Source organism: Corynebacterium sp. HMSC08F01, assembly GCF_001807545.1.
Lineage (GTDB): Bacteria > Actinomycetota > Actinomycetes > Mycobacteriales > Mycobacteriaceae > Corynebacterium > Corynebacterium coyleae.
In genome coordinates, this window is record NZ_KV789290.1 from 1 (window position 1) to 18,638 (window position 18,638).

The window sequence follows — 18,638 nt, forward strand, 5'->3', positions numbered from 1 at the left end:
ACGCGGGCGCGGGCGCGGGCGGCGCGGGCGCGGGCGCCGGTTCGGGCCTGATGGGGCGCCAGCACGGCCGCCTGATCGTTCCTCCCGACGTCGAGGCCGAAGTCCGCCTGCTCAAAACCGTCGCGGTGCTCTACGTCATGGACGTGCCCGCCCATCTCGCGCGTCAGGACCGCCAGCGCGACCGGATTTACCGCGTCCACGAGTACCTGCGCGCAGGCGCCCCGGGCACCCTGGACACGATGTTCCGTGCCTGGTTCGAAGCCGCCGACACCGACGCCGAGCGCGAGCGCGTGATCATCGACCAGATCGCCTCCATGACCGAGTCCCGCCTCGAGCGCACCGCGAAGAAAGCCAGCGCCTTCGAAGGCTTCTACTAAGCCCGCGCGGTCGCGGTGGATTAGCCGAAGAGCCGACTGAAGAAACCGCGCTTGCTCGTCTTGCTCGCGTCGCGCGGGCATTCGCACCATTGTCCGGACGCGACGCCAGCCTTGACCTGGTCAACGTGGTTGCCGCAGCCTGCCCAGGTGGTCTTGCCGCAGGTTGTGCAGGGGACGGGACGGCACATGGGTGCTCCTCTCGCTTACAGATATTGCGAGTGAGCCTATACCGCGCCGAGGATGAATACGGCGAAAAGTGAGCTTAGGGGCAAACCCGAACTCGTCCCGACGGCGATTCCTACTGCCCTTCACTGTGTTCCACTGTGGTCGTGCCGCGCATCCGAGTTCGGGTTTGCCCCTAAGCTGCCAATCGGACACTTTCCACCCTTGAACCGCAGCGATCGGGGCGGGGCTGCTAGAGGCGGACGGCGATATCGGCGAGCGCGGCGCGGGTGCCGATCTCCCCGGGCAGCCACGGCAGTTCCACGCGCGGCACGTTGGGCAGTTTCGCGTCCAGAAGGGCAAGCGCTTCGTCTTCCACGGCGCGCCGGGCAGCCAAGAACTCGCTGGCGCTCGAGCCAGTGCCAGTGCCAGTGCCAGTGCCGGCCCCAGCGGCGTCGGCGGGGCTGCGGCGATTGACGACGAGGCCGGAGACGCGGATGTGGTGTTGGGTGAGGTCGTCGTAAAGTTCGGTGCTCTCGAGGACCGGAAGCCGCTCGGCGGTGAGCACGATGGTGAACGTGCAGCGGGCCGGGTCGGTGAGAATGTCGCGCAGGCGCTCGAACTTGCGGCGACGGCGCAACAATGTGGTGCGGATCTGCTGGTTGCGGCGCTGCACCGGGTCCTCGTCCGCGCCGCCGAGGCCACGCAGGGCGCGGGAGAACTTGTCGGACTGTTCGCGCCGTTGCATCAGCCCGCCGGTGTATGCCGCCATCAACTCGGGCAGGGCGAGCAGGCGGGAGGTGTGGCCGGAGGGGGCGGTGTCGAAAATGATGTGGTCGACGCCTTGCGTGTCCACAAGTTCCGCCACGCGTTCGAGCATCGCCGCCTCGTGCATGCCGGGGGAGTTGCGCGACAGGTCTAGGTGGCGGCGGATTTCGGGGTGCATGCGCTCGGGCATCATTGCCCGCATGGACTGCTCGACTTCGGCGAGGTGGCGTTCGGTGGTGGTGGCGGGGTCGAGTTCGACGACGCTCAAGCCGGGTTCGAGTTCGGTCGGCGTGTCGGAGAGCGATACGGACCAGATGTGGCCGAGGTTGTGCGCCGGGTCGGTGGACACCAGCAGTACGCGCCGGCCGGCCTCGGCGAGGCGTACCGCGGTGGCGGCCGACACAGTTGTTTTGCCCACGCCGCCTTTGCCGCCGAAGAACATCACGGGTGCGGGTTCTAGCAGCATCGCACGCCGTCCAAGGGGGAGTGGGACATGCCCATGCGGGTGTGCCAGGCGTGGAATTCGTCGTAAAGCAATGGCATGAGCTCGAGGGTGTAGAAGGAGGCGGGGTTGGGGATGCCGAGCGTTTCGGAGGCGACGAGCAGCGTAAACAGGTCGTCTTCTTCGCGGGCGGCGCGGGCAAATTCTCGACGATAAGGCGCCTTGTAGAACTCGTCCAGGCCGGCCGCGAAGGTTTTAAAGCGCTCGAGCATCTGCAGCGTCCGCGTCAGCTGCGGTGGCAGTGTGTTCGCCGGGCATGGTTTCGTCGTCACGCCAGATCACTGCGGGCTCGCGACGTGCCTTTGAGATCGCAGTGAATGCCTCGGCGATGACCCAGATTGCACAGCAGATGATGATCACGTCGAGGACGAGTAGCAGCCAGTTGCCGGAGTTGTAGAACGTGCGTACCTGCAGCACGGCAGCCCACAGGGACATGACGGTGACGAACACCAGCGGGACGAGCACCGGCCAGGAGGGGCGGCGCAGTTTGGTCAGCATGATCGCCACGATGGACAAGGTCAGGCCGGCCATGAGCTGGTTGGTGGTGCCGAACAGTGGCCAGATGAGCATGCCGCCGGAACCGTCGATGCCCATGGAGAACGTCAGGCCGAGTGCGCAGCCGACCGCGATGACGGTGGCGATGAGGCCGGAAAGTTTGAAGCCCATCAGGTCGCCGATTTCCGTGACGACGAAGCGCTGCAGGCGGATACCGGAGTCCATGGTGGTGGCGGCGAAGAGGACGGCCATCGTCGCCAAGATTGTTCCGGACAGGGACTGCGGGATGCCTAGGCCTTCGTTCATCAGTGCGCCGCCGCCTTGGATGAAGGCGTCCACGCCGCCGGCGTTCCATTCGTTGTAAACGTTTTCCCAATCGGTGATGGTGTTGAATCCGGCGGTCGTCGCAACGATGGTGCCCAGTGCGAGCAGGCCTTCGCCGACGGCGCCGAAGTAGCCGACGAAGCGCACGTCGGTTTCCTTATCGATCTGCTTCGACGACGTACCCGAGGACACAATGCCGTGGAAGCCCGAGATCGCACCGCAGGCGATGGTGACAAACAGGAGTGGGAAGATGCCGGGGGTGCCGTCGGGGACGGTGTCGCGAAGTGTCGGGGCGACAATTTCTGGGCGGACGACGAAGAACGAGCCGTACAGAATGATCAGGCCGACGAACAGTTGCAGGCCGTTGATGTAGTCACGCGGCTGCAGCAGCACCCACACCGGCAGCAGGGAGGCGATGAAGGCGTAGAGGAACAGGAAGATGATCCACCAGCCTCGGTCAGGGATGCCCAGCATGACTTCGGGCAGGGCGAGCGGCATGCGGTCGCCGAGGATCATCAGGCCGTAGAGCGCCGCCACGCCGACGAAGGACACCAGCGGCAAGTTCCAGTTAAAACGGTAGATCGCCTGGCCGATCAGCAAGGCGACCAGGATCGCGCCCCAGGTCGGGATGACGGCGGTTGGGGTGGAGATCAGCAGGTTAGAAATCACGACTGCGAAGGCCGTGTTGACCATGAGCAGCAGCAGGAAGATCACGATGAGGAACAGGTTGCGTCCGCGCGCTCCGATGTAGCGCCCGGACAGTGTGCCAATGGAGTGCCCGCGGTGGCGTTGCGACGCCCACAGCGCCCCCATGTCATGCATCCCCGCAAAGAACACCGTGCCGAGCGTTACCCAGAGGAACGCCGGCACCCAACCCCAAATCACCGCGACGGCCGGGCCGATGATCGGCGCCGCGCCCGCCACGGAGGTGAAGTGGTGGCCCCACAGGACGTATTTGTTGGTGGGAACGTAGTCCACGCCGTCTTCCATGGTGTGGGCGGGCGTGGAGTAGGCGTCCGAGAGTTGGTACACCTTTTTGCCCAGGAACTTCGAGTACAGCAGGTAGCCGGCGGCCATCATCGCGAGGCCGACGAGCACTAGGATGAGCGAGCTCATGGGCGTCCTCCATTCGTGTCGTGGTTCACAGTTTGCGAATTATGACACACAGCACACTTTTAAGTTTCCATTTGGGATGTTTTTATGCGCTGTTTTACGTGAGCGGGATGTCGTGAATATGCCTAAAATCGGCGATTCCTGACATCCTCTACCCGACTTTTAGTGTCGGTGCAGGACGAGTGTCACCAGAGTCGAACGCCCGAAACGCTAGACTTCCGAATACGTTCCGAATACTGTGGTTTGCATGACTATTGCAGCAGGACATACCCAACACGTGCGCAACTCTTCGGACTTAAGCAAGCACTCGGCGGCAGTATTCGCTGAAGCAGAACGTCATCCTGTAACGGTTACGCGTCGAGATGGAGATGCTTTGGTGTTGATGTCGCAGCGGGAAGCAGATGGGCGGACGCGTTTGCTCGAGCTTGCAGCGCAGTTGATCACTGTTGCTGTTGATGAAGATGGCGCGCTTGAAGAGCGGATGGCCCGAGCATTCCCTTGGATGCTTGCGCTTTCTTCGGATGATCGGGTGGCTTGTGCGCAGGAACTTTTCGACGCTGCACGTGCTTCTTTTGCTACTGAACAGCCCCAACTCTTGTTAACAGAGCTTACTTCTTGGAAGGAAACAGCTACCGCGCTCGCGGCCGGCCTGGGGAACGTAGAAGTGGACTGGCTCGAGCAGCCAGAGCTTGTGGAACGTCCCTAGATATGGCAGCTGCGAAGAAGGGGGAACTGGTTCCGCGTCCGGCTCGGAAGAATGAATATGAGATTCGCTTTGCTTCGAGCTCGGCTCGGAAAGGTTGGAGGGATCTTGTATCAACGACGCGGAACTCGATGTCCGATGCTTGGGACTTTCTTACAACGTCTCCGACGGCCGTAACCGCGACGAACTACCGATTGAAAGGCGAGCTGGGCACCGTAGTAAGGGGTGGGCAAACGTTTCAGCGATGGCAGTACAAGCCAACAGTGAAGGGGTCCGCGCGCATTTGGTTCTACATTGATGGTCGAACGGTGTTTCTTGAGCAGGTCCACACTGCTCATCCGAATGAGACGAAGTAGTTACGCGACCAGCGTGACCCCTTCGTCCTCAAACACTGCGCGCATTTTGCTTGTCGACGACCCCTCCACCCTCCAGACAGCCACCACCACCCGTTTCACTTGGGTTTCCCGCAACAGGTCGGCGAGCGCGTCGAGGTTTGTGGGCACGGGACGGTCGGCGGCGTCTTTGGGGCCGTAGGCGGCGGTGAGGATGCCGCGGGCGAGGTCCTCAAGCGTGTGGACCGGGTTGGCGAGAAAGATCGGATTCATCAGTTGACCTCCATTTCGCAGAAGGATTCGTAGTGGTCGTCGGTGTAGTACCAGGCCTCGACGCCGGAAGCGTCGCCGCCGGTGACGATGCGCCTCACCCCGCGGTGGCGCAGCCCCGGCGTGTCCACGGTGTACTCGCGGTAATAGTTGCGGGACTCCTGGGGGAGGACGCGTTCGTAATTGCCGAAGCGTTTGTCGTCGTTGGCGGGGTAGGGGAAAGGTCCGCCAGCTTTGATGAGATCGACGGTGTCCCAAGCTTCGTCGGGAAGTGAGCCGCACGCCGGCAGCCCCGAGGTGGTCGCGCTGGAGGTCGCGGTCGACGCCACGGCGCTGGTTGGTGCCGGGGTGGGTGAGGGGGTCGTCGATACGCAACTGCTCAGGGCGAGGCAGGTCAGCAGGACAATCGGGCGCTTCATAGGCCCATATCGTTGCACACGCTACGATGAGCGCCATGGCAAGGGGCAGAATTCCGGATAGTGACATTGAGGCTATCCGTCAGCGCGCACCGCTCGACGAGATTGTGGGCGAGTATGTGCAGTTGAAACCTGCCGGGCACGATTCGTTGAAGGGCCTAAGCCCGTTCAAGGACGAGAAGACCCCGAGTTTCCACGTTCGTCCTGCTCACGGGTATTACCACTGCTTCTCCACGGGCAAGGGCGGGGATGTGTTCTCGTTCCTGATGGAGATGGAGCAGTTGACCTTCCCGGAGGCGGTGGAGGCGGTCGCGGACCAGATTGGGTACCGCATTAATTACCAGGGCGGGTCGACGGGTGCGCGTGATGTGAAGCCGGGCACGCGCCAGCGGCTTCTCGCGGCGAATAAGGCGGCGCACGAGTTTTACCGCGAGCAGTTGGAGACGCCTGAGGCGAAGGTCGCCCGCGACTTCCTACTCAATCGTGGCTTTTCGCGTGAGTTGATCATGGATTTCGAGTGCGGTTACGCCCCCGACGGTTGGGACACGCTGACGAAGCACCTGCTGCGTAAGGGTTTTGAGGTCCAGGAACTCATCGATGCCGGCATTTCCTCCCAAGGCAAACGCGGGCCGATTGATAAGTTTCGCCGTCGTCTGATTTGGCCGATTAAGGATGCCGCGTCGAACACGATCGGTTTCGGCGCGCGCAAACTTTTCGACGACGACCCCATGGGCAAGTACATGAACACCTCCGACACCATGCTGTATCACAAGTCGAAGGTGCTGTTCGGCATCGATAAGGCAAAGCGCAACATTGCCACCCAGCACCAGACGGTGGTGGTGGAGGGCTACACTGACGTGATGGCCATGCATGCCGCCGGCGTGACCACCGCCGTGGCCACCTGCGGTACCGCGTTCGGCTCCGAGCACATGAGCCTGATCCGCCGCCTGATGCTGGACGACAACTTCTTCCGCGGCGAACTGATCTACACCTTCGACGGCGACGAGGCCGGCCAGAAGGCTGCGATGCGCGCCTACAATACCGACACGGAGTTCGGCGGCCAGTCGTTTGTGGCCGTCGCCCCGGACGGCATGGACCCCTGCGACCTGCGTCTGGAGAAGGGCGACAGCGCTCTTCGGGACCTCGTCGCCTCCCGCATCCCCGTCTACGAGTTCGTCATTGAGTCCCTCCTGAAGAATTACTCCCTCGATTCGGCCGAAGGACGCGTCCAAGCTTTACGACGCACCGTCCCCGTCGTCGCCTCCATCGACGACAAAGTTCTCCAACAGGAATACGCCCGCCGCCTCGCCGGCTGGGTGGGCTGGCCCAACCCCGACGAAGTGCTGGAACAGGTCCGCGCTGAGGCGAAGAAGCCGAAAAAGGAGAAGCGCCAGCGCGTTTCCCTCGCCGCCCGCCAGGCCGCCGCAGGTCCCGACTCCTCCGGCCGCCAGGCGGAGTTGCTCATTCCGCCGCGCCCCGACGATCCGATGCTGTGGCCCCAGCGCGAAGCCTTGAAGATCGCCCTGCAGCACCCGTCGAAGGCCGGCAATTACTTCGACGGCATCAACCCGGACGCCTTCACCAACGACGCCTACCAGCAGGTTCGCGAGGCCATCACCGCCGCCGGCGGCTGCGCCCGCGCGGGTGCCGGTGCTGGTACCGCTGCTGCCGCAGGGCCCGCTGGCACTGCGCCCAACGGTTACAGCCCCGCCGACTCCGCCCCCGACGGCGGTGCCTCCTGGATCGCTGCCGTCGCCGGCGAGATGCGCGACCTTTCCGGGCGCAACTTTGTTTCCGAACTCGCCGTCGAACCCATCCACGCCGACGACCTCGACGAATACGCCGACTCCGTCCTCTCCCGCCTGCAGGAAACCCGCGTCGGCGAGCAGATCGCCCAGCTCAAGGCGCAGCTGCAGCGCATGCGCCCCTCTGACGACGAAGAGGCCTACAACGCCCTCTTCTCCGACTTGGTTGCGTTGGAGCAGGCCCGCAGGGACCTCAACGACCGCGCCTTCCGTGGGCGTTAGGCCCCAACGCCCCGTTTTACATATTTCGTTTGTGTAAAACCCCACACTTTCACCTGCCGGTTTTTACACTCCGCGCAGGTCGCAGCCCCCGGCCCTGCAACATCTTGCATCGCCCCGAAGCGCCACTAGGAGGTCGATCCAGCACCGCCTGCTTCACCAACAACCGTAATTTCAATGTGAGCAGCGTCGGGGTGTGCGGTGAGCTCTGGAAAGAGTCGAAGTGCTTCTCGGAACTCGTTTCTAAGTTGCTTTACAGATCGAGCCTGGACAATGACGCCAGAGTCTTCTTCAAGTTGCCCCACCCACCAGCCGGATGAGTGCTCAGCGGTCGCTGTGAAACGGTTCATCGTTGCTGCACCAATCTGTTTTGAGTCCCTGCCCGATCAACGCTCATCGTAACTCAATCAATACGCCAAAAAGTGAGCTTAGGAGCAAACCCGAACTCACCGAGTCGCATTAAACGCCCAGTACAGCGGCGGCATCGACCCTCCACATCAAAACCGGTTCACGTGTCAACTCTGGGTGACATACTGACCCCATACGCACTATCGTCTTGGGCAGAGTTCGGTTTTCGCAGGAAGAGTGACAAGGAGGTGGGCCGATGAACTCGCCGCGTGTTTCGGTCACGCCTTCCGTTTTGCAGTGGGCCGCTCGTCGTACGGGTTTGGATGATGATGAGTTGCTCAAGCGTTTTCCAAAATTCGATTCCTGGTTGGAGGGGGACGCACAACCCACGCTGCGTCAGGCACAAGACTTGGCTCGCCGCGCCAAGATTCCGTTCGGGAGGTTGCTGCTTAAGGAGCCTTCGGGAGAAGACACTGGTGTTGCAGATTTCCGGACCGTCAGGAATTCTGCGTTGGGGTCGATGAGCCCAGATCTTCAAGAGGTTGTTCTCAAGTCGCAGCAGCGTCTGGCTTGGTACTCGGACTACGCAAAGGATGAGGGGATCGAACCCCCGGTCTTTTTCGCTTCCGCCTCGAGTTCTCAGCGCCCTCAAGACGTCGCGCTGTCCATCCGCGAGCATCTCGGGTTTGATGCAGAAGCCCCATTTCCGGGGGCGGATAAAGTGCGCGCCTTGGTTCTGTCGATGGAAGAAGCAGGGGTGTTGGTGGCGCGAAATTCGATCGTGGAGAGTTCAACGAAGCGTCGTTTGAGCGTCGATGAGTTTCGCGGGTTCACCATTGAAGACGATGGTTTCTGTCTCGTCTTCATCAACACTCGCGATGCAAAGACCGCGCAGTTGTTCAGCCTCGCGCATGAGCTTGGCCACGTTGTGCTCGGAAAACCGGGTGTCTCCGATCATACGGACGGCGTGCAGTTGGAGCGGTGGTGCAACCAGTTTGCTTCTGAGCTCATTGCTCCGGCATCTGCAGTGCAGAAGCTTTTCGACGACACCATGCCGACCAAAGACCAAGTCGAACGACTCGCCCGTCGCTTTGGCCTGAGTAGGGAAGCCATGCTCTGGCGCTTCGAGGAATTGGGACTCATTGATCAAGAGGAAGCACGCCGCGTACTGCCTTTGGTGAAGCACACTGGAGAGCGAGCGGAGAGGACCGGTGAGGGGGCACCGCCGCACCACGTGCTGGTTCGTTCCCGTGTTGGTGGAAGGTTCTTTGACACGGTTACGCAAGCGGCGGTGAACGGCCAAATATCGCAACGGGAGGCTGCGCGATACCTGGGAAGTAATTCAAGCGAGTCGTTCGCGAATCTGGTCAATGCGCGCCAGGCGCGAGGCCGGGAAGCGGTGTAGCTGATGTACTTGGTGGACACCAACTTCCTGGGCACCTTGGCCAATTTTTATCCGGATACTGTGTTTCCGACGCTTTGGGAGAAACTTGAGGTTGCGTTGTTCTCCGACGGTGTGTACTTCCATGATGAGGTTGATAAAGAGCTTGCTGTGTGGGGTGCTCCTGAGTACGGGGTCAAGTCCCGTATAGTGGTGTAACCGTCTAGCTTTCGGCTCGGTATGAAGTCCGGGGGTTTTGGGTTGGGCGGCTAGTTGGTGTTGGTCGCCATGATCGTCTCCTGGGTGGCGCATGAGGTGTTTGGTGTGTTCGAGTGCGGATAGTGACAGGTAGCGTTTTTGTTGGATCCAGTCGTCGTGTTGCCCGGCAAGGACTGCGCCGACAATCCTGATGATCGATTTGCGGTTCGGGAAGATGCCGACGACGTCGATGCGTCGGCGGATCTCCCGGTTGAGCCGTTCAGTGGGGTTGTTCGACCATACATTTGTCCAGGCTGGTTTCGGCGCTGCGGTAAATGCCAACACCTCATCGAGTGACTCCTCCAGATACGCCGCGACCTGGGCAACTTCGATTCCGGCAGGTCGACGACTTCGCGGGCTTGCCCCCAGGTGGATTAAGCGTCGAGTTGTTGGAAGATGGTCTGGAACATCGCTGAGACCATCGGCCACTGTGTTTTCGGGACCTTTTCGTAAAGGTTTTTCGCGAAGTGGGTGCGGCACCGCTGCCACGACGCATCAGGCAGCACTTCGGATATCGCGTGCTGGATGCCCTCATGGGTGTCACTGGTGATAAGGGAGAATCCGCGAAGTCCGCGGGCTCTTAAGTCTTGGAAGAAGCCTTTCCACTCTGCGTTGGATTCCGCGGTGGCGATGTGCATGCCGAGCATTTCTCGGTAGCCGTCAGCATTGACCCCGGTGGCAAGCAGCACGCAGCATTTGACCACCCGGCCGCCTTGACGCACTTTGATCGCCAACGCGTCGCACCACAGGTAGTCGTACCCGCCGGGACCGCTAGACGGATACACCGCTACACGGGACTTGACCGGTGCCCGCCCCGCGACACGCCGCGCGGACACACTTTTTGAGCCTTAACCCAGCCTTAACCCCCTTTTGCTACCTAACCCGAACTTACCGACAGCAAAACCCCCAAAGGTTGGATCCTCTGGGGGTTAAGCCGGGCTGGAGCTACGGAAAAAAAGTTCTGCGCTAATTCGCAGGTACGACACACAGCCGGAAGCGGTGTGTTTAATCAGGCTTGCGACCTGATGAAACTAACCCAGCCGGCGAAAATCGCCTTTCTTCCCCCTGTCTTTGGGGGCGTACTTAGTCTAGATCAGCCAGTCTAGATTGTAAAAGGTTTTTGCGAGAATCCACGCAGGGAGAGAGAGTGGCGCAAGTCTCCAGTACTTCCTAACAAAATCGCTTGCGCTGAACCAGCACCACCACAATCTCGAACCTCCAGCGGCTGCTGAGGTACTGGGGGTTGATTTCATTTGCTGGTCAGCCCGATCGGTCAATCGGTTTTCTTTATCAGCAGAGGAACGCCTCTTTATTTGATTCGTGTCTTCGGTACAGGTTGACCTTTCTTTTCTTTTCTCGGCTCGCGATGATTTCTTCTCGCCAGCAAGCGCTCTGAAGTAATCATTTTCAGAATGATTTTCGCTGGAATCGATAAGACCCTCGTACTGTGCTTCAATACTGGCAATCTTTTCCGGCCAAGCTTCGGTCGGAGAGTTGAGATCTAACCGTTCTAACTCTTTTCGAAGTCGCTGGATTCTACGGTAAGTATTAAACGCTTTTTGACTGCGTTCGCGACGGTTCGAGGCAGATATCGTCAATGAACCGATGAGCGTCAGCATAGACATGATGGCTACGACTATTGCTGTATCCTCAAAAGGCTTGTTAGGTGCCGCCAAATTGATAATCGTCACGATCATTGCACAAGTAGATGATGTCAGAACAAGAATTTCTACTTGCTTAAGTTCTCGTGATAATCGTTTCTCGAGTTCCAGACGAGATTTATAAGTTTTCTTATAGCGTGAAACAAGACTGTCACGGTAGTCGATTAAACTTTCACTAGGTCTATAACGCGCCGGCTCTCGGCTTTCACTCTGGGGAACTTCGTCGTCTCCGGTTGGGCTTGAGAAATTGATCCCGATGTGAATTTCTGGTCTGGGCATGACTCTCCCTGAAACTTAGTGAAGCAGTAAACCTGTTCTACGCTGGGACACCCCAGAGTATGGAGGTTAATTGTAAAGCGCTTGATGGTTATTGATCACGCTCGGCCCGTGTGAATCTACGAGCCGCGTCACTAGGCGGTGCATTCTCACAGTGCTCGGTAACGCCATGTGGACAGTTTCATTTTTGGAGGAGATGATATCCATCTTGTCAAAACTGTAGAAGCCCCCAGACCACATAGCCGGTTGGTCGGTAGAGCAAGATACACGGCTTACCAATCGCTTCCTTTTTTGGAGCGCCCGGTAGACAGTACGGCGAATATAATGATCCATGAATTCCCATGACTGCAGCGTGGAGTCCGCAGGAAACAACGCTACCTGCCCAGATAGATTGATCAATGGTGGGGTAGGCATCCTGAGGAGGGAGCTAATCTCGCCTTCACTTAGGTTTCCGTAGAAATATCGTCTCAGTTGGCTCGTTAGGACTAGGTAGTCTCGGTCCGTTCCGTCGGCAATCCGATCTAACTTGAAATCTTCCTGTAGGGGGCTCTTAAGCAAATTTTCGTAGACCTGCTGGCAAACGTAGGATTGCATTCGCTTCAGCGACCGTTTTCCTACTGTCGCGACTACTGATACATTTCCGGAACTTTTCGGGATTGCCAACTTGCCTACCTTTCAAGTTTTAGATCGTGGCTAAGGTAGCTGACAGACCGAGTGGACTTTATCTCTGCCTTTTCCAGATCGTGAGTTTTTAAAACTCTGATTCCTTCGCTTTTGGCGTAGTTAATAGAAACCCCCGATTCCTGCGTCCATTGGTGGAGAATATTCATACCATTTACAATTGATTGGTACTCTCGGCTCCAGATCAAAGTGTCGTCGGCATATCTGACAAAGTTGACGCCGATACTGTCTAACTCTCTGTCAACCGGAGTTAGTGCCAAATTCGCTAGGAAAAGGCTGATTGAGGTTCCCTGTGGTAAGCCTGCCTTGCGCCGTGTTGGCTTCTTATATGAGGCCTCATCTGCAGCGGGGGTCGATGTACTTAGGAAAGCGCGAATTAGTGCATCTTCTTGTGGTGTGCGGTAGACATTTAGTTCGTCCAACAACTCCAACAAAAATTGCTGAGAAATGTTGTCGAAGTAGCGTTTGAAATCGAACTCGCCAATAAAGAGTCGGTTTTCATCTTTCCATCTCGAGCGTATCTGCTGAATGGCGTCGAAACCTACCAAACCGGGGCGATATGCGAACGAATTTCCCGAGAATAAAGCAGTGTTTTTCCGAATTAAATTCTGGTAAAGAGTGTTTGAGACTGCCTCGTCGGGAATGGTGAAGATCGAAGTATTGCGTGAGGTACCATCTTTCTTTGGGACAATGTGGAGCGCTGGCGGGCGTACCTCGTAGTTGCCTCGAAGAATCTTGGGATTGATGCCATGGACGACTTTGGCGGTTCGTCTTCGTACTAGGTAGGGGTCGAAGTCTGGGTTCCAATCCCAGTAACGTGGATGTGCCTTGCTGGGTGGTGGGATACTTCTATTCGTACGTCGATTCCTTCGTCGCCACTCTTCGACGCCACGGGAAATATATCTTTCGTGTGTGCGTATTCGTTTCTGGGAGAGTCTGTAGACGCTTTTTTCCGTCAATTTCCACATAAGGATTTCCGTTATTGCAACTAGGGTTGAATTAAATCCTGGAGCATCTTTGAGTCCCAGGAGGCGAAATCATCAAGATCGATTTTGCCCGGATTTTTGGGTGCTGAATTGGGTTAGTCAATTGACTTTCGCTGGAGGTATATAGCGTCGCGTGTACTCCCGCAGCGCCCACTCCACCGCGTCCAACGGCAGCGAGGAATCGTAGGCGTCGCGCGCCGCAGTCAAAGCAGACAGGTAAGACTCGTAATCCTCGGCGGTCCAGTCGGCGTCCTTCGCCAGGCCGGCCAGACGCGCGCGGTTGGAGCAAATGATCGCCGGTGCAGCAGCGCCATCCGACGAAGCAGCAGCGCCAGCAGCATCCTGCTCACCCGCCAGGAAGTACGCCACGGCGGACGCGTACTTCGGTGCCAGGCCGGTTGCGATCAAGGAGGCGTAGGCGTCGACAGGCGACAACCCGCCAAGTTTCCGGATCGCACCCAGCAACTTGGAAGCGTTGCCCTTGTTGCGCAGAAACGCCTGCATTTGCATGACCTGGTTGGATTGGCCGGCGATGTAGGCAAAGCAGGCGCCGAGGAAGTCGATGATCTGCTCGCGCGCGAAGTCGGAGGAGCGGACATCCGACGCGAAGGAGAAAACTTCGGCGCGGGTGATGGAGGCGGTGGCGTCGTCGCGGAAGGGCGGGACGCGGCGGAGGTGGTGGGGCCAGCCGGTTTTCCAGCGGATGGGGGAGAAGGTAACGGAGTCTTGCAGCGCGTCTTGGGCGCTGGGTTTGATGGCTTCGAGTGCTTCGGCGATCTGAGTCATGCGCTCCATCATAGAGGCCTTAGACTTCCCTTCATGACTGCGACCGTGTTGCTTCTGGATGCCCGTTGGCCCGACATGATCCCGCTCAATCTCGTTGGCCAGATTCGTGGTCGTGTGGAGTTTTCGCCGGAGGTGCCGGTGTCGGTGCGTTGGGCGTTGGATGTCGTAGACGGCGACGGGCATTGGATTGTGACTACGGATCCGAAGTTCGCGGAGCGTGTGCTTGACGACGACTCCACCGCCCTGATCAAAGTCCCTTCCCTCGAGGATCCTGTGTTGCAGGCTGTGGAGACGATGCGTGAGGCGCGGCGCCGGGGTGAGTGGGAGCAGGAGATGACGCACGAAAGCCTCCTGCCGTTTTTGGCGGAGGAGGCTGGTGAGGTCGCCGAGGCGATTCGCGCAAAGGCGCCCGACGCGGAACTCAAGAAGGAGCTGTCGGATGTGCTCCTGCAGGTGTTGTTCCATGCGGAGATTGCCGATGAGCGGGGTGCCTTTGGGTTTGGGGATGTGGCGGGGGCGTTCGTCGATAAGATGCGCCGCCGTGCGCCGTATTTGTTCGACGGGTCAGACGGGCCTGTGGATAAGGCCACGCAGGACCGTCTGTGGGTCGAGGGGAAGGCTAGCGAATAGCCGGCAGTGCCGGAATGAGGGTGCGGATGTCCGGCAGGCCTGCCTTGGAGGACATCTGGGAGGAGCCGGCGAAGAGCTGGTCGAGCGGGGTGACCGGGTCTGGCTTGACGATGCCGCACTCCAGCGCACGGTCCGCAACCGCACCAACGGTGCTTGCGGAGACGAGGCGCAGGGCTGCGTCGTTGCCCACGGCGGTGTTGAGGTTCATGACCAGCTGGCTGCGGGTGGTGTCCTTGTTCACCATGCGGGTGGCGGTCAGGCCGGTGCGCAGGCTGTCGCAGTTGGCGGTGGCGATGTTGCCGTTGAGCAGGCGGACGAGTTCGAGGGTCTGAGCCTTGGCGGGGGTTGCGGTGCCTGCGAAACCGGTGACGGCGATGAGGCCTGCTGCGAGTGCTGCGGTGATGCGGCGCATGGGGTGTCCTTTCGGGGAAGTTTGATAGGTCGCAAAGCATCATAACTGTTACAGCTGTGATTGTTGTGGTTTGTGTGAAAATTGTTACTTCTGGCACCGCCTAACCCCCGCACGGCGCGGTAACCGCGCCCGGTACACTTTGCGCCCATGATTACACCGCGACGCATTGCTCGCGGCTGTGGCTGCGTGGGCATTCTCGGCGCGGCCACGGCCGTTATTCTTGTCGTCGCGCTTATCGCGTGGCTGCTCTCGGCCTTCAACTTCGACACAACAGAGCCGAAGCAAAAAGCCCCGCTCACAGTCCCACCTGCGGCCGCGGAGGCGCCCCCGCGTATCGACGTCCACGCGCCGGGCAGAACCTCTGACCAACTCTTTGACTGGTCGCAAAGCATCGGCGAGGCCACGAACATGTCCGGCCAGGCCGTGCGCGCCTACGCCAACGCCGCGCTGATCGCCGAGGAGGCCTGGCCCCACTGCAACCTGACCTGGAACACGCTCGCCGGCATCGGCTGGGTGGAGACCCGTCACGGCACCTACGGCGGCCGTTTCGACTACTCCAAACTGGACGAGAACGGCTACCCGCAACCGCCCATCATCGGCCCGCAACTGAACGGGGACGGCTTTGCCAAGGTTCCGGACACCGACCACGGTCAACTGGATGGCGACCCGGAGTTCGACCGCGCTGTCGGGCCGATGCAGTTCATTCCGGAGTCTTGGGCGCGCTTTGGTCGCGACGCCAACGGCGATGGCACCCCGAACCCCCAGCAGATCGACGACGCCGCCTTAGGTGCCGCGAACCTGCTGTGCAATTCCGGCGGCACACCCCGCGATCTGGCCACCGAGGAGGGGTGGACTCAGGCCATCTACGCGTATAACCAGTCCAGCGACTATTTCGCCCGTGTGCGCGACGCGGCGGCCAACTATGCCATGAACCAGCCTGCCCACCGGTAGGGCAACGGCTAGACTTGTTGTCGGAATTTTTCGCCAAGTCATTTTCCACGTCACTATCCACGTTAAGGAGACATCATGGCCGACATCATGCACATCTTTGCTCGCGAGATTCTGGATTCGCGCGGTAACCCGACCGTGGAGGTGGAAGCGCTGCTGTCGGATGGCTCGCATGGCCAGGCTGCGGTGCCGTCGGGTGCGTCGACGGGTGAGCATGAGGCTCACGAGCTTCGCGATGGCGACGACCGCTACGACGGCAAGGGTGTCCTCAAGGCTGTCGAGAACGTCAACGAGACCATCGCGGATGCCCTGATTGCGTTTGAGGCGGACGATCAGCGCCTGATCGACAACACGATGATCGAGCTCGACGGCACCGACAACAAGAAGAACCTGGGCGCGAACGCCTTGCTGGGTGTGTCCATGGCTGTGGCGAAGGCTGCCGCTGAGGCTGCCGAGCTGCCGCTGTTCCGCTACATCGGCGGCCCGAACGCGCACACCCTTCCGGTGCCGATGATGAACATCCTCAACGGTGGCGCACACGCCGACTCTGGTGTGGACGTCCAGGAGTTTATGATCGCCCCGATCGGCGCGGAGACCTTCGCCGAGGCGCTGCGTATGGGCACTGAGGTCTACCACGCGCTGAAGTCCGTGATTAAGTCCAAGGGCCTGTCCACGGGTCTTGGCGACGAGGGCGGTTTCGCCCCGTCCGTCGACTCCACCAAGGCCGCGCTCGACCTCATCGTCGAGGCGATTGAGAAGGCGGGCTACAAGCTTGGTAGCGATGTCGCGCTCGCCCTCGACGTCGCTTCCTCGGAGTTCTACGAAAACGGCACCTACAACTTTGAGGGCGGCAAGCACTCCGCCGAGGAAATGATCAAGGTCTACGCGGACCTGGTGGAGCAGTACCCGATCGTCTCTATCGAGGACCCGTTGGATGAGAACGACTGGGACGGCTACGTCGCCCTGACCGAGCAGCTTGGCGACAAGATCCAGATCGTCGGCGACGACCTCTTTGTCACCAACCCGAAGCGCCTCGCCGAAGGCATCGAAAAGGGCGCCGCAAACGCTCTGCTGGTGAAGGTGAACCAGATCGGTACCCTCACCGAGACCTTCGACGCCGTCGAGTTGGCACACCGCAACGGCTTCCGCACCATGATGTCGCACCGTTCCGGTGAGACCGAGGACACCACCATCGCGGACCTGGCCGTGGCGCTGTCCTGCGGCCAGATCAAGACCGGTGCCCCGGCTCGTTCCGAGCGTGTGGCGAAGTACAACCAGTTGCTGCGTATTGAGCAGGTGCTTGGCGACGCCGCCGTGTACGCCGGCCGCGACGCCTTCCCGCGCTTTACCAAGTAAGCGCTAACGCCACGAGCGTCTGACGTTCATTCGGCCCTTCCTTGCTACTGCTGCAGGGAGGGCCGTTTCTGTTGTCGCTCCGACAATGACGCAGCAAAATTGACGTTTGTATCACTCAGGATGATACAAACATCAGTTGAGGTGGTGTAGTTGGATCGTGGTGACGCACTTTCGACGCTAGAAATGATCGCGTCCGATCAATGGGGGATTGTTACGACCGCGCAGGCGGCTCGCGAAGGAATCACTCGATTGCAGTTATCCAGATTGACGCAACGCGGGGACCTCCAGCGCGCTCGCCAGGGTGTATATCTGCTTCCGTCGCACCAGGGTGGTCCGCAGGACGGAATTCGGGCCGCATGGCTTTCGCTTGAACCGAAGAGCTTTATTGACGAGCGCTGGGATGAACGCGCCCCCTTGGTTGCGTCACATGAATCCGCGGCGCGCATTCACAGCATAGGGCGTTTGATTCCCGCGCAGTACACCTTTTCCACACCAGGTACGAAGCAGACACGGCAGGAAGGTGTTCGTATTCGTACTGGTCGCGAGATTCCTGATGCGCAGATCGTTTCTATAGACGGGCTTCCAGTGACCGATGTGACCCGAACGGTCGTGGACCTCGCCGAGGCAAAAATTGAACGCAGGTATCTAGCCGACATAGTTGCGGATGCCCTCCGAAAAGAGGGTGTGCGTATCGACGACTTGGCTACCCAACTGAATCCGTCTTCCCGTTTTTATGGGGCGACGTCAGGCAAGAATCTCGTAGCTGAACTATGTGCTGAGGCCTCCTCGGTCGAGGACATCATCGAACGCAGAAACCGTTACGTACATAGCATCGACGGTCTGGTAGATCGACTCTCTGACGATGAAAAGCAAGAAACGATACAGGATAATTTGCTGATTCTCGCCACACTCTTGGAGTCAGTCACGGATCCTCGAGGTCAAGTCCCGTGTAGTGGTGTAGCCGTTTGTGCTTTCGGCTCGGTATGAAGTTCGGGGTTTTGGTTAGGCGGTTAGTTGGTGGTGGTCGCCATGTTCACCTCCAGTTTGGTGCATGAGGTGTTTGGTGTGCTCGAGTGCGGATAGTGACATGTAGCGCTTTTGCTGGATCCAATCGTCGTGCTGCTCGGCAAGCACCGCGCCGACAAGCCGGATGATGGATTCGCGGTTTGGGAAGATGCCCACAACATCTGTGCGTCGGCGAATCTCTCGGTTTAACCGTTCTGTGGGGTTGTTGGACCAGACTTTCTTCCAGACTGGTTTCGGTGCTGCGGTAAACGCCAGCACCTCATCGAGTGATTCCTCCAAGTACGCCGCTACCTGGGGGAACTTTGGTTCTAACAGGTCGACGACTTTGCGGGCTTGTGCCCAGGTGGATTGGGCGTCGGGTTGTTGGAAGATTGTCTGGAACATCGCTTAAGACCATCGGCCA

17 protein-coding genes and 3 pseudogenes are annotated in these 18,638 nt (G+C 59.5%); 8 read left to right on the forward strand and 12 right to left on the reverse strand.

Annotation, left to right across the window (positions count from 1 at the left end; genetic code table 11):
* Positions 1-377, forward strand: a pseudogene (locus HMPREF3171_RS03300) (deoxyguanosinetriphosphate triphosphohydrolase); the annotation flags it as partial.
* Positions 378-792: 415 nt separating this feature from the next.
* Here the strand turns inward: HMPREF3171_RS03300 and HMPREF3171_RS03305 are convergent.
* From HMPREF3171_RS03305 to HMPREF3171_RS03315, 3 genes are read right to left on the reverse strand one after another with little or no spacing between them, the layout of a single operon-like run.
* Entirely contained in the window at positions 793-1,773 is a 981-nt protein-coding gene (locus HMPREF3171_RS03305; RefSeq protein ID WP_070482850.1) for an ArsA family ATPase, read from the reverse strand.
* A complete protein-coding gene (locus tag HMPREF3171_RS03310; RefSeq protein ID WP_070482853.1) occupies positions 1,764-2,021 on the reverse strand; it encodes a cory-CC-star protein in 258 nt (85 codons plus the stop codon). The genes HMPREF3171_RS03305 and HMPREF3171_RS03310 overlap by 10 nt, the downstream gene beginning before the upstream one ends.
* On the reverse strand, positions 2,005-3,744 hold the full coding sequence (locus HMPREF3171_RS03315; RefSeq protein WP_070482856.1) for a carbon starvation CstA family protein: 1,740 nt from the start codon (positions 3,742-3,744) through the stop codon (positions 2,005-2,007). Before HMPREF3171_RS03315 ends, HMPREF3171_RS03310 begins: the two co-directional genes overlap by 17 nt.
* Positions 3,745-3,988: 244 nt before the next feature.
* Between HMPREF3171_RS03315 and HMPREF3171_RS03320 the strand changes: the two genes are divergently transcribed.
* On the forward strand, positions 3,989-4,447 hold the full coding sequence (locus HMPREF3171_RS03320) for a prevent-host-death protein (RefSeq protein WP_070482859.1): 459 nt from the start codon (positions 3,989-3,991) through the stop codon (positions 4,445-4,447).
* A 353-nt stretch (positions 4,448-4,800) separates the two neighbouring features.
* On the opposite strand, the gene HMPREF3171_RS03330 is transcribed toward HMPREF3171_RS03320, so the two are convergent.
* The gene (locus tag HMPREF3171_RS03330; protein WP_070482865.1) at positions 4,801-5,049 is read right to left on the reverse strand and encodes a hypothetical protein; all 249 of its coding nucleotides are present in this window, start codon (positions 5,047-5,049) and stop codon (positions 4,801-4,803) included.
* On the reverse strand, positions 5,049-5,465 hold the full coding sequence (locus tag HMPREF3171_RS03335) for a guanyl-specific ribonuclease (RefSeq protein ID WP_070482868.1): 417 nt from the start codon (positions 5,463-5,465) through the stop codon (positions 5,049-5,051). Before HMPREF3171_RS03335 ends, HMPREF3171_RS03330 begins: the two co-directional genes overlap by 1 nt.
* Before the next feature lie 35 nt (positions 5,466-5,500).
* Between HMPREF3171_RS03335 and dnaG the strand changes: the two genes are divergently transcribed.
* Positions 5,501-7,489 (forward strand): DNA primase, encoded by a 1,989-nt coding sequence (gene dnaG, locus HMPREF3171_RS03340; RefSeq protein WP_070482871.1) that lies wholly within the window; start codon positions 5,501-5,503, stop codon positions 7,487-7,489.
* 125 nt (positions 7,490-7,614) lie between these two features.
* On the opposite strand, the gene HMPREF3171_RS11820 is transcribed toward dnaG, so the two are convergent.
* The gene (locus tag HMPREF3171_RS11820) at positions 7,615-7,836 is read right to left on the reverse strand and encodes a hypothetical protein (protein WP_141743328.1); all 222 of its coding nucleotides are present in this window, start codon (positions 7,834-7,836) and stop codon (positions 7,615-7,617) included.
* A 254-nt stretch (positions 7,837-8,090) separates the two neighbouring features.
* Here HMPREF3171_RS11820 and HMPREF3171_RS03345 point away from each other — a divergent pair, with 254 nt between their 5' ends.
* Positions 8,091-9,239, forward strand: coding sequence for an ImmA/IrrE family metallo-endopeptidase (locus HMPREF3171_RS03345; protein WP_070482873.1), 1,149 nt, complete (start codon positions 8,091-8,093; stop codon positions 9,237-9,239).
* Positions 9,240-9,479: 240 nt separating this feature from the next.
* Here the strand turns inward: HMPREF3171_RS03345 and HMPREF3171_RS03350 are convergent.
* From HMPREF3171_RS03350 to HMPREF3171_RS03365, 4 genes and pseudogenes are all read right to left on the reverse strand, one after another.
* Positions 9,480-10,240 (reverse strand): annotated as a pseudogene (locus HMPREF3171_RS03350) (IS256 family transposase); the annotation flags it as partial.
* A gap of 321 nt (positions 10,241-10,561) precedes the next feature.
* Complete coding sequence (locus tag HMPREF3171_RS11830) at positions 10,562-11,413, reverse strand: SLATT domain-containing protein (protein WP_141743329.1); 852 nt, start codon at positions 11,411-11,413, stop codon at positions 10,562-10,564.
* 665 nt (positions 11,414-12,078) lie between these two features.
* Entirely contained in the window at positions 12,079-13,059 is a 981-nt protein-coding gene (locus HMPREF3171_RS11600) for a reverse transcriptase domain-containing protein (RefSeq protein WP_083291936.1), read from the reverse strand.
* Positions 13,060-13,176: 117 nt separating this feature from the next.
* Positions 13,177-13,863 (reverse strand): 8-oxoguanine DNA glycosylase OGG fold protein, encoded by a 687-nt coding sequence (locus tag HMPREF3171_RS03365; protein WP_070482898.1) that lies wholly within the window; start codon positions 13,861-13,863, stop codon positions 13,177-13,179.
* A 33-nt stretch (positions 13,864-13,896) separates the two neighbouring features.
* Here HMPREF3171_RS03365 and HMPREF3171_RS03370 point away from each other — a divergent pair, with 33 nt between their 5' ends.
* Positions 13,897-14,493: a MazG nucleotide pyrophosphohydrolase domain-containing protein gene (locus tag HMPREF3171_RS03370; RefSeq protein ID WP_070482882.1), complete on the forward strand. Its 597-nt coding sequence runs from the start codon at positions 13,897-13,899 to the stop codon at positions 14,491-14,493.
* On the opposite strand, the gene HMPREF3171_RS03375 is transcribed toward HMPREF3171_RS03370, so the two are convergent.
* On the reverse strand, positions 14,483-14,905 hold the full coding sequence (locus HMPREF3171_RS03375) for a hypothetical protein (protein WP_070482886.1): 423 nt from the start codon (positions 14,903-14,905) through the stop codon (positions 14,483-14,485). The two genes, HMPREF3171_RS03370 and HMPREF3171_RS03375, sit on opposite strands and share 11 nt — an antisense overlap.
* A 147-nt stretch (positions 14,906-15,052) precedes the next feature.
* Here HMPREF3171_RS03375 and HMPREF3171_RS03380 point away from each other — a divergent pair, with 147 nt between their 5' ends.
* The 3 genes from HMPREF3171_RS03380 (at position 15,053) to HMPREF3171_RS03390 (ending at position 18,196) form a co-directional block, all read left to right on the forward strand.
* Complete coding sequence (locus HMPREF3171_RS03380; RefSeq protein WP_070482889.1) at positions 15,053-15,856, forward strand: lytic transglycosylase domain-containing protein; 804 nt, start codon at positions 15,053-15,055, stop codon at positions 15,854-15,856.
* 75 nt (positions 15,857-15,931) lie between these two features.
* Positions 15,932-17,209 carry a phosphopyruvate hydratase gene (gene eno / locus HMPREF3171_RS03385; protein ID WP_070482892.1) on the forward strand — a complete coding sequence of 426 codons (1,278 nt, stop codon included), beginning with the start codon at positions 15,932-15,934 and terminating at the stop codon, positions 17,207-17,209.
* Positions 17,210-17,359: 150 nt separating this feature from the next.
* Entirely contained in the window at positions 17,360-18,196 is an 837-nt protein-coding gene (locus tag HMPREF3171_RS03390) for a type IV toxin-antitoxin system AbiEi family antitoxin domain-containing protein (RefSeq protein WP_083291937.1), read from the forward strand.
* Positions 18,197-18,211: 15 nt separating this feature from the next.
* Here HMPREF3171_RS03390 and HMPREF3171_RS12290 read toward each other — a convergent pair.
* Positions 18,212-18,638: pseudogene (locus HMPREF3171_RS12290) on the reverse strand (transposase); the annotation flags it as partial.

What these genes read in the sequence shown, in the direction of transcription:
- HMPREF3171_RS03305 (WP_070482850.1), bottom strand. Translation starts at nt 1,773, where the DNA reads ATGCTGCTAGAACCCGCACCCGTGATGTTCTTCGGCGGCAAAGGCGGC.
- HMPREF3171_RS03310 (WP_070482853.1), bottom strand. Translation starts at nt 2,021, where the DNA reads ATGCTCGAGCGCTTTAAAACCTTCGCGGCCGGCCTGGACGAGTTCTAC.
- HMPREF3171_RS03315 (WP_070482856.1), bottom strand. Translation starts at nt 3,744, where the DNA reads ATGAGCTCGCTCATCCTAGTGCTCGTCGGCCTCGCGATGATGGCCGCC.
- HMPREF3171_RS03320 (WP_070482859.1), top strand. Translation starts at nt 3,989, where the DNA reads ATGACTATTGCAGCAGGACATACCCAACACGTGCGCAACTCTTCGGAC.
- HMPREF3171_RS03330 (WP_070482865.1), bottom strand. Translation starts at nt 5,049, where the DNA reads ATGAATCCGATCTTTCTCGCCAACCCGGTCCACACGCTTGAGGACCTC.
- HMPREF3171_RS03335 (WP_070482868.1), bottom strand. Translation starts at nt 5,465, where the DNA reads ATGAAGCGCCCGATTGTCCTGCTGACCTGCCTCGCCCTGAGCAGTTGC.
- dnaG (WP_070482871.1), top strand. Translation starts at nt 5,501, where the DNA reads ATGGCAAGGGGCAGAATTCCGGATAGTGACATTGAGGCTATCCGTCAG.
- HMPREF3171_RS11820 (WP_141743328.1), bottom strand. Translation starts at nt 7,836, where the DNA reads ATGAACCGTTTCACAGCGACCGCTGAGCACTCATCCGGCTGGTGGGTG.
- HMPREF3171_RS03345 (WP_070482873.1), top strand. Translation starts at nt 8,091, where the DNA reads ATGAACTCGCCGCGTGTTTCGGTCACGCCTTCCGTTTTGCAGTGGGCC.
- HMPREF3171_RS11830 (WP_141743329.1), bottom strand. Translation starts at nt 11,413, where the DNA reads ATGCCCAGACCAGAAATTCACATCGGGATCAATTTCTCAAGCCCAACC.
- HMPREF3171_RS11600 (WP_083291936.1), bottom strand. Translation starts at nt 13,059, where the DNA reads ATGTGGAAATTGACGGAAAAAAGCGTCTACAGACTCTCCCAGAAACGA.
- HMPREF3171_RS03365 (WP_070482898.1), bottom strand. Translation starts at nt 13,863, where the DNA reads ATGACTCAGATCGCCGAAGCACTCGAAGCCATCAAACCCAGCGCCCAA.
- HMPREF3171_RS03370 (WP_070482882.1), top strand. Translation starts at nt 13,897, where the DNA reads ATGACTGCGACCGTGTTGCTTCTGGATGCCCGTTGGCCCGACATGATC.
- HMPREF3171_RS03375 (WP_070482886.1), bottom strand. Translation starts at nt 14,905, where the DNA reads ATGCGCCGCATCACCGCAGCACTCGCAGCAGGCCTCATCGCCGTCACC.
- HMPREF3171_RS03380 (WP_070482889.1), top strand. Translation starts at nt 15,053, where the DNA reads ATGATTACACCGCGACGCATTGCTCGCGGCTGTGGCTGCGTGGGCATT.
- eno (WP_070482892.1), top strand. Translation starts at nt 15,932, where the DNA reads ATGGCCGACATCATGCACATCTTTGCTCGCGAGATTCTGGATTCGCGC.